Here is an 8,808-nt window from a genome sequence, read left to right as displayed (position 1 = left end):
ACTGTCGCTCGACATCGCAACGCCGGATGAAGCACGCCAGATGCTCGGCCTCAAGGGCGCGAGCGATACCAACTTTTAACAACGGAGACGGCCTTGAACACCCTGAAGGTTGTCGCGATGTTGACGGGCTGGCTCACCGTCGATCGCTCCTCGCAGGTCTACGGCCGCTACTTCGGCCAACAGATAAAGGTCCCCGTGTGGTCGACGGCAATTGTGGGTGCTGCGAAGAAGATCGTCGTTGATACGGGTATTCATGACCCGGCCTGGGTGTCCAACTTCGTCTGTCCATGCGAGCAGGCGCCCGAACAGCGGCTCGAACGAGCGTTGAAAGAATACGTAGGCTGGAGCGCGGACGATGTCGATATCGTCATCAACACGCATCTGCACTACGACCACTCCGGTGGCAATACGCTCTTTCGAAATGCGCGCTTCGTCATTCAGACTACCGAGTGGGAGTACGCGGGCAGGCCTTTGCCGACACAGGCCACGTACCACCAGGAATTTCTGATTGGCCGCGAGCCACTCGCGTATTTTCGCTGGCACTTCGTGAACGGCGTCGCCGACATCGTGCCGGGGGTCCGTGTCGTCCCAACACCGGGCCATACGCCCGGTCATCAGTCGGTCGCGGTCAATACCGAAGATGGCGTCGTGATGATTGCTGGCGACTGCGCTAACTGCATGGAGAACATCGTCGATCTCGTGCCGGTGGGCATCGTCCACGAGACGTTCGCCGAACTGCACTCGCTCAAGCGCATCCGGCAAATCGCCGACTTCGTCATTCCGGGCCATGACCCCAACGTTGTGCCCGGGACCTCGGGCATCGAATTACCCGCAAGTGCACGTCTGCAGCATATCGAAAGCTAGATCTTAACCATATGCAGGATAGGAGGAAGACATGAAAGCATTCAAGAACACGATTCAAAATGCGGGCCGGCTCGTGCTTGGCACCGCATTTCTTGCGGCGCTGACCCTGTCAAGCAACGCATCGGCGGCCGACAAGTACAAGGTTTACTTGTCGATGAGCTATGTCGGCAACGACTGGCAGACCGAGGCCGCGAACATGGTTAAGGCGATGGCAGCGACGCCCGCGCTCAAGGACAAGGTGGATCTCGAGGTGCAGGTCGCTGGCACCGATGCACAAAAGCAGATCCAGCAGATCAACTCGATGGTCCAAGCGGGGGCCAAAGCGATCGTTGTTTATCCGATCTCGCCAACTGCCTTGAATCGAGCGATCAAGAACGCTTGCTCGAAGGGCGTCGTGGTAGTTGCCTACGACGCGGAAGTGACCGAGCCGTGCGCGCATAACGTAACCATTGATCAGAAGCAGGCCGGTACCGTGACGGCGGAATGGCTGGCCAAGACCATCAATGGCAAAGGCAACATCGTCATGATCAACGGTGTGCCAGGCACATCAGTGGACCGCGCACGCACTGAGGCCGCGAAGGAAGTGTTCGCGAAGTATCCGGGCATCAAAGTTGTCGCCGAAGGCACCGGCATGTGGAGTCAGGCGACCGCGAAGACCGAGCTCTCGAAGATCCTCGCGACCAACAGCTGGGACAAGATCGACGGGCTGTGGATGCAAGTTGGTTGCTTCACGGCGGCGTCGATGCAGCTCGAAGCCGGCATCGCCGACGACAAGATCAAGCCGTGCGCGGGTGAATCGTCGAACGGGCATCGCGTGCAGATGCTGCCGCCCGGCACCGTGAAGGGCGAGGGCGCGTATCGCTCGATCGGCTATCGCTCGATCTCGTACGGCTCGCCGCCGTACTCGGGCGCGCTGGCGCTGAAATTGGCCGTCGGCAAGCTCGAGGGCAAGGACTTTCCCGCTCATGTGACGCTCAAGTTGCCGCTTGTTCTGACCTCGGAATCGAAATTGTGTAAGACCGGTTCCATCAATGAACTCAAGGCCGGCTGCACGGCATTCACGTCGGACAAGGTGCCGCCGGGCTGGTTCGCCGACATCTTCTCGGCCGAAACGAGCGAAGTCGGTTTTAACGCAGCACTCAGCGGAAAGCCCGACTGAAAACGTGGCTTAAGGAGAAATGCAATGACGAGCGAATGGGCAATCGATCTGTCGAATGTCACGAAGCGCTTCGGCGCGACCGTCGCGCTCGACAAAGCGTCGTTCCGAGTGAAGCGCGGAGCCGTTCACGCGCTTCTCGGCGAGAACGGTGCAGGGAAGTCGACAACTGTCAAGCTGTTGTCGGGACTGATGCGGCCGGATGAGGGCAGCATCTCCGTGATGGGCCAGGAGGTGACGATGCACGGTCCAAAGGACGCGCATCGTGCCGGTGTGCAAACCGCGTTCCAGGAGATGACACTCGTGCGCGACCTTACGGTCGCGCAGAACCTGCTGATGTCGTACGAACCAACCGGCTGGCTCGGGCGGATCAAGCGCCGCGAGTCGCAACGCCTGGCGGCCGAATGGCTCGACCGGTTGGAACTCCATGAAGTACGCCCAGGCGCGTATATCCGCGACCTCGCATTACCCGTGCGTCAGAAGATTGAGATCGCGAAGGCGATTGTGCGCGGACCGCAGGTCCTGCTGCTCGACGAACCGACCTCGGCGCTCTCGGGGCGCGACGTCGCGTGGCTTTCAAGGCGTATCGACGAGATGAAGGCGCGCGGCGTGACCTTCGTCTTCATCTCGCACCGGATGCAGGAAGTGCGCGAGTTCTGCGACAGCCTCACGGTGTATCGAAATGGCAAGGACGTCGGTGCATTCGAGACGGCCAACATCTCCGATGACGACGTGATCCGCCTTGTGATCGGTCGTTCATTGGAGGCAAAGTATCCGCCGAAGGTGCCGGCGCCAGCGCGAAGCGAAACGCCGGCGATGGAGGCGCGGGGCATCAAGGTGGACGGTGTCGTGACCGACTTCAACCTGACGTTAAAGCAAGGCGAGGTTCGTGGTATCGCGGCGTTGCAGGGAATGGGCCAACGCGAGCTGTTCGAGGCGCTCTTTGGTGCCGAGTTCATTGACCAAGGGCAGATCCTGATCGATGGCAAGCCAGTAACGCTGACCTCGACCGCCGACTCACTCAAGGCTGGTGTAGCCACCGCCTTTCTCCCCGAAGACCGCAAAACGGAGGGGCTTTTTCTGCGCCTTCCGGGCGGCGAGAACGTGTCGCTTCCTGTCATCAAACGCTTCTCACGTTTCGGGCTGATCGACCGCAAGCGCGAGCAGGCCGCGATCGCACGCTCGCTCGCTGAGATGGAGGTGAATCCGAGGGCGATATACAAGCCATGTCTGTCTTTCTCCGGCGGCAACCAGCAAAAGATCGCGATGGCGAAGTGGCTGCTCACGAAAAGCCGCGTATGGCTGATGTTTGATCCGACGCGCGGTATCGACGTCGGCACCAAGCACCAGATCTTCGTGCTGATGCGCGCGTTTGCAGCGGCGGGCGGCTCGGTATTGTTCTATTCCACCGATGTGCCGGAACTAGTCAACGTCTGCGACCGCGTCTCAGTGATGTATCGAGGGCGCAATGTCGCAGAACTCGAAGGCGACGCGCTGACCGAAGAAGAGGTCATGCGCAAGATGCTGTCGAGCTGAAGTCCGAATCATACGCATCAACCAATCAGAGGTTCCCATGAACAACGCAATTGCTTCGCCCGACAGCGAAATCGTGCGTCCGGGCGCGCGGGTAGGGTTTGGCGCGCGGGTCGATCACTATCGCGGATTGATTATCGCGGTCGGCGCTCTACTCGCAATGCTAATCGCGTGGATCGCGCTTTCTGCGACACGCGTCGGTCTTTACGACATAGGGTCGGTCATTTCGAGCAGTACCACGCTCGCGCTGGCCGCGATCGGACAGACAATCGTGGTGCTCTCCGGCGGCTTCGATCTGTCCGCATCGGCGGTTGTATCGCTCTCCAACGTTCTCGCCGTGCGCTTCGTACAGGGCACGCCCATTGAGCAATGGGGAGGCGTCGCACTCATCATTGCGATTGGCGGCGGCATCGGCCTTGTCAACGGCGCAGTGATCGCGTGGTTCCGACTGCAATCGATCGTGGTTACGCTTGCCACGATGTTCATGGTGCAGGGGCTCACGCTGCTCATCCAGAATAAGCCCGGCGGTAGCATCGGTGAGCAGTTCGGAGGCTTCATCACCTCGGACCTAATCGCGGACAAAGTACCGATGTCGGCGGTCGTGCTCGTGTTGGCGCTCCTTATTTGGTCGTTCATGAAGCGTACGCGCTTCGGGGTGGGCATCTACGCGCTTGGCAGTGATCCCGACGGCGCTTACGCGAACGGCATGCCGCTCAACCGATATCGGATTTCAACGTATGCGCTCGCAGGCATGTTCTACGCGGCGGCGGGCCTTTATGTATCGGCACAGACGGGGTCGGCGGATCCGCTCGTCGGCCGGCCGCTGCTCCTGTCGATGTTCACGGCCGTCGTACTCGGCGGCACGTGGCTCGGTGGCGGGCGAGGCGGGTGCGTCGGAACGGTGTTCGCCGCGATGACGCTGATGGTCACCGTCAACATCTTGCTGGTTCTGAACGTGTCGGCGTTCTACACGACGATTGCTGAAGCGGCGATCCTCATCTTGGCTGTGCTCGGCTCGTCGATCGGAAAGGATTCCGCCGCACATCATTGCGCACGGTACGCGTCGCAATGGATGAGAGCGGTGCGAACCGGCACCCGCGTAAAGGACGGCGGTGACGCGCGGCGTGTGATTTTCGAAGTGGCGAACTTCCAACCGATCGAAAACAAGGAACTGAAGGGGCGCTTCATCAGCGACTGGATCGAGCGCAATCGCGAATGGGTCAAGTACGTCGTACCCGCATATGCGCTCTTCATCGTCGCCGTTGCGATTACCGGTTTTGTCTACGGCCCCTCGGTCCTGACGAGCGCCAATTTCTATAGCAGTCTACTGACCCTGACGCTCTTTCTCGCAGTCCTCGGTCTTGGTCAGGGTGCAGTGATACTAACGGGTGGACTTGACCTCTCGATGCCATGGTTGATCACGCTGTCGGGCGTACTGCTCACTGGCCTCACATTCGGTGCGAACGGCGCGGCCGCATGGGCGGTGCCCCTGGTGCTGGGCGTTGGCCTGTTGGTTGGCCTGTTCAACGGCCTCGGCGTTGTCGTGCTCGGCTTACCGCCGATCGTCGTCACGCTTGCGGCGAACGGCTTGTTGCAAGGACTTACGCTGATTTACTGCAACGGTTCGCCACAAGGATGGGCACCCTCAGTCATCAGCGAATTCACAAACGGCCACTTCGGTCCGCTGTCGCTCGCCGCGTGGAGCGTGCCGCTCTTTCTTGCGGTGGCGCTGTTGCTCTTGCATCGCACACCGTTCGGACGGCGCGTGTATGCGGTTGGCAATTCGCAGATCGCGGCAAAGCTGGCGGGTGTGCGGGTTGGCGCGACGCTGATCGCCGTGTACTGCCTCTCGAGCCTGTGTTCCGCGATCGTCGGGATATTGCTTGCCGGTTTCAGCAGCCAGGCGTTTCTCGGCATGGGAGATCCTTACCTGCTGCCGTCGATTGCAGTCGTTGTCGTGGGTGGTGCGCTGATCACGGGCGGGCGCGGGCACTACCTCGGCGTGTTCGGCGGAGCACTGCTGCTCACCGCGCTCGGCACGCTGCTCGCGGGAACAACTGTGCCGCCAGCTGTGCGCGACATCATTAACGGCGTCGTCGTACTGGCCGCGGTGATCACACTGCGCGACAAGAAAGCATGATTGAGACAGTTGACTTACGACGCTTGGCGGGCCGCGACCCCGCGGCCCGCGCGCAAGGGGAATGCCTCGAGTTTGCTCGCGGGGTCAGAGGACGCGCTCGATTTTCGCTTTGCGCGTCGCCGCTGGCCCTAGACGAAGTAACCCGCAGGGAAGTTGGACCGTTAATGCACGACACACGGAGACAATGATGATTGAAACGCGCTTACTGGTCGATGCCAATAACCATCTTGGCGAAGGGCCTCTTTGGGACGTAAAGGAAGAGCGGTTGTACTGGATTGATAGCACGGCGGCGGAGATTTATCGCTGCCGAGCCGACGGCAGCGAGGTCGAGCGCTTCTTCGTGCCGCACCATATCGGCTCGATGGCGCTGCGCGAGCAGGGCGGTGCAGTTGTAGCGCTCGCGAACGGCCTGAACTTCTACGACTTTGAGAAGCAGACGGTGGAGCTCATCGCCGATCCGGAAAGCGATGATCCGGAGACGCGCTTTAACGACGGCAAGGTTGACCGGAAGGGCCGCTTTATTGCGGGAACCATGGCATACGACTTCGATCGCTATGAGGCAGACCGCGGCCAGCGTTCGACGCGAAGCGGCGCTCTTTACCGGCTCGACACAAACGGCAGGGTCACGCGGCTCGATGGCGGCATTAGTTGCTCAAACGGTCCGTGCTGGAGCCCAGACAACCGCACGCTCTACTTCACCGATACGTACGACAAGCAGATGTACGCTTACGACTACGACATTGAGACGGGTGCAGCGTCCAACCGGCGGGTCTTTGCTTCCGCACGCGACATGGCCGGGACCTTCGATGGTGCAACGGTGGATGCTGAAGGCTTCATCTGGTCCGCGCTCGTATTCGGCGGGCGCATTCTGCGCTACGCACCGGATGGAACGCTCGACCGGGTCGTGCCGTTTCCAATACGCAATTTAACGAGCGTGATGTTCGGCGGTCCAGATCTTGACACCCTCTATGTCACGACGATGGGTCGACCGATGTGGGGCATTCCGCAGAAGGAGCGCGACAAGGGCGGTCTGTTTGCCGTGACCGGACTTGGCGTCAAAGGATTGCCAGAGCCTCGGTTTGCGGGGTAGAAGCACACGTTGGATGACGCGGCGGTAAAAGCATGACATATGTTGTGTAGGTTAACGGCGTCCTCTCGAGCGTGCCTACGGTGGGATCGTACCCACCGGCGGTGGCCGAGCAGAGGACGCCGCTTTAAACACCGCTGCGTCAATTCCTAAAATGGTCTACGAACAGCTACATTCACGGGTCGAACTTGAGCCGTTGAATAGACATGCCGCGGATACGACGACTTGCGCAGATGGAGGGGAGTTAAAACTGCGCAATTTGCTTCAGGACTCACCGACTGGATTTGGGTGCCGGACGATGGTCGAAGCGAGGCTCGATGGAGCAACGGTCTCCCTCAAGTTGAGGCGGCCCAGACGAATGGCTCCATTGCCGAGTGCCGAATTAGGTTGCGGCGGAAGGTGAGGCGGTAGCAACGAACGCCTCGCCGTTCCGCAAAGGGGTCGCTCGTCGCGAGCATGTCGCAATCGTCGTTGAGACGCCCAATATGTACGGAGAACGCATGAGCACAGAAATGGTCATTGAGCATGAGCCGGAAGTCGGTTTCGAGGTCGTCAATCGAGTGGCGATCATCACCCTTAACCGCCCGCGCGCTCTGAACGCGCTCTCGCATGAAATGATTGGGCGGCTGTCGCAGGTGTTCGAACGCTGCCGCACCGAAGATGCGATTCTCGCGGTCGTCCTACGCGGCGCAGGCGAAAAAGCCTTCTGCGCTGGTGGTGACATCCGCGCGCTCTACGAGTCCGTGCGGAGTGACGCGACGCGTGACAAGACGTGGCTCCAATTTTTCATTGACGAATACCGCCTCGACTATGCGATCCACAACTTTGAGAAGCCAGTAGTGGCGCTCATGGACGGCATCGCGATGGGGGGCGGTATGGGGCTCGCGCAAGGCGCTGCACTCCGTATCGTGACCGAGCGCACACGCATGGCGATGCCCGAAACGCGCATTGGCATGCTGCCTGATGTCGGGGCGACGTATTTCATGGGTAAGATGTCGCTCGACATGGAGCTGTACGTTGGTCTCACCGGCGCAATGCTCTCCGGTGCCGACGCGGTTGCATGCGGTCTCGCGGATATTTGCGTGCCATCGCCGTGGCTCCGCGACTTCGTGCAGCGCCTTGAGACGCTGCACTGGGATGGCCGTGAAGAGGCAATCGATTCGCTGCGGCGCGCGTTCGTGCCGCCGGCAAACACTGAGGTGTATGCCCAACTCGAAGCGCACCGCGAGCAGATCCGGGCACATTTCAGCGCTGCGGACGGCATTGAGTCAATCGTCCGGAGCCTGCAACAGGATACGCCCACAGATTGGTCCACGGCAACGCTCGCCGCACTCACGAGCAACTCGCCATGCATGCTGGAAGTGACCTATCACGCGCTGCTGCGTGGCCGCCAGTTGGCGCTCGCCGACTGCTTTCGCATGGAACTAGGAATCGTGTATCGAGCGATCTCCGAGGGCGATTTCCTTGAGGGCGTGCGTGCTCTGATCGTCGACAAGGACCAACGGCCTCGCTGGAAGCCAGTGACGCTTGCCGAAGTGCACGCCGAACGGGTCCAACACTTTCTGGCATCCCCATGGCCTGGTGACATGCACCCGCTAGAAGATCTTGGCGCATCGTGAACCGAGGTCTGTTGCAGCGGGCCACTGTGGTACGGTGCAATATCGAACCTGGGCCCGGCTTTCCGCGGCGTGTCGCCGAGCCACCTTTCGATTCGACGGGATCTAACGCGATTCGTTTAAGACGCATTCACTCCTCGGGCAACGATTGATCGGTTGGAAACCAGCCCGAGTCAACAGGCTTCTTCATCTTGACCAACTCTCTCATGGCAAAACGCGCGCTCATCATTGGGGCAAGCGGCATCGTCGGCAGCAGTCTGGCCGACCAGTTGCTTTCGACCGGCTGGACGGTTGCAGGACTTTCGCGCGGCCGAACGGCCGTGTCGCCGGCCATAGAATCGATTACAGCCGATCTGACTTCGGCTGACTCTGTTAGCAAGGCGCTCGCCGGCCGAGCGTTCAGCCACGTGTT

7 protein-coding genes are annotated in these 8,808 nt (G+C 60.4%); all 7 read left to right on the top strand.

The window, feature by feature from the left end; translation table 11 throughout:
• Positions 1 to 117: 117 nt before the first annotated feature.
• A complete protein-coding gene (locus tag AWB67_RS32885; protein ID WP_445344247.1) occupies positions 118 to 864 on the top strand; it encodes an N-acyl homoserine lactonase family protein in 747 nt (248 codons plus the stop codon).
• Positions 865 to 895: 31 nt separating this feature from the next.
• A complete protein-coding gene (locus tag AWB67_RS32880) occupies positions 896 to 2,023 on the top strand; it encodes a sugar ABC transporter substrate-binding protein (RefSeq protein ID WP_087660213.1) in 1,128 nt (375 codons plus the stop codon).
• A 24-nt stretch (positions 2,024 to 2,047) separates the two neighbouring features.
• Positions 2,048 to 3,556, top strand: coding sequence for a sugar ABC transporter ATP-binding protein (locus tag AWB67_RS32875; RefSeq protein ID WP_087660212.1), 1,509 nt, complete (start codon positions 2,048 to 2,050; stop codon positions 3,554 to 3,556).
• 37 nt (positions 3,557 to 3,593) lie between these two features.
• Positions 3,594 to 5,693, top strand: a complete 2,100-nt coding sequence (locus tag AWB67_RS32870; RefSeq protein ID WP_087660211.1) for an ABC transporter permease subunit — start codon at positions 3,594 to 3,596, stop codon at positions 5,691 to 5,693.
• Between the two features lie 187 nt (positions 5,694 to 5,880).
• The gene (locus AWB67_RS32865) at positions 5,881 to 6,783 is read left to right on the top strand and encodes an SMP-30/gluconolactonase/LRE family protein (protein WP_087660210.1); all 903 of its coding nucleotides are present in this window, start codon (positions 5,881 to 5,883) and stop codon (positions 6,781 to 6,783) included.
• A gap of 497 nt (positions 6,784 to 7,280) precedes the next feature.
• Positions 7,281 to 8,399 (top strand): enoyl-CoA hydratase/isomerase family protein, encoded by a 1,119-nt coding sequence (locus tag AWB67_RS32860; protein WP_087660209.1) that lies wholly within the window; start codon positions 7,281 to 7,283, stop codon positions 8,397 to 8,399.
• Positions 8,400 to 8,602: 203 nt separating this feature from the next.
• On the top strand, positions 8,603 to 8,808 hold a 206-nt coding region (locus tag AWB67_RS32855; RefSeq protein ID WP_125477791.1), incomplete at its 3' end, for an NAD-dependent epimerase/dehydratase family protein.

This window comes from Caballeronia terrestris (assembly GCF_001544515.1).
In the GTDB taxonomy this organism is placed as follows: Bacteria; Pseudomonadota; Gammaproteobacteria; order Burkholderiales; family Burkholderiaceae; genus Caballeronia; species Caballeronia terrestris.
This window is presented reverse-complemented; position numbering and strand designations above follow the sequence as displayed.

What these genes read in the sequence shown, in the direction of transcription:
- AWB67_RS32875 (WP_087660212.1), top strand. Translation starts at nt 2,048, where the DNA reads ATGACGAGCGAATGGGCAATCGATCTGTCGAATGTCACGAAGCGCTTC.
- AWB67_RS32860 (WP_087660209.1), top strand. Translation starts at nt 7,281, where the DNA reads ATGAGCACAGAAATGGTCATTGAGCATGAGCCGGAAGTCGGTTTCGAG.
- AWB67_RS32880 (WP_087660213.1), top strand. Translation starts at nt 896, where the DNA reads ATGAAAGCATTCAAGAACACGATTCAAAATGCGGGCCGGCTCGTGCTT.
- AWB67_RS32865 (WP_087660210.1), top strand. Translation starts at nt 5,881, where the DNA reads ATGATTGAAACGCGCTTACTGGTCGATGCCAATAACCATCTTGGCGAA.
- AWB67_RS32870 (WP_087660211.1), top strand. Translation starts at nt 3,594, where the DNA reads ATGAACAACGCAATTGCTTCGCCCGACAGCGAAATCGTGCGTCCGGGC.
- AWB67_RS32885 (WP_445344247.1), top strand. Translation starts at nt 118, where the DNA reads ATGTTGACGGGCTGGCTCACCGTCGATCGCTCCTCGCAGGTCTACGGC.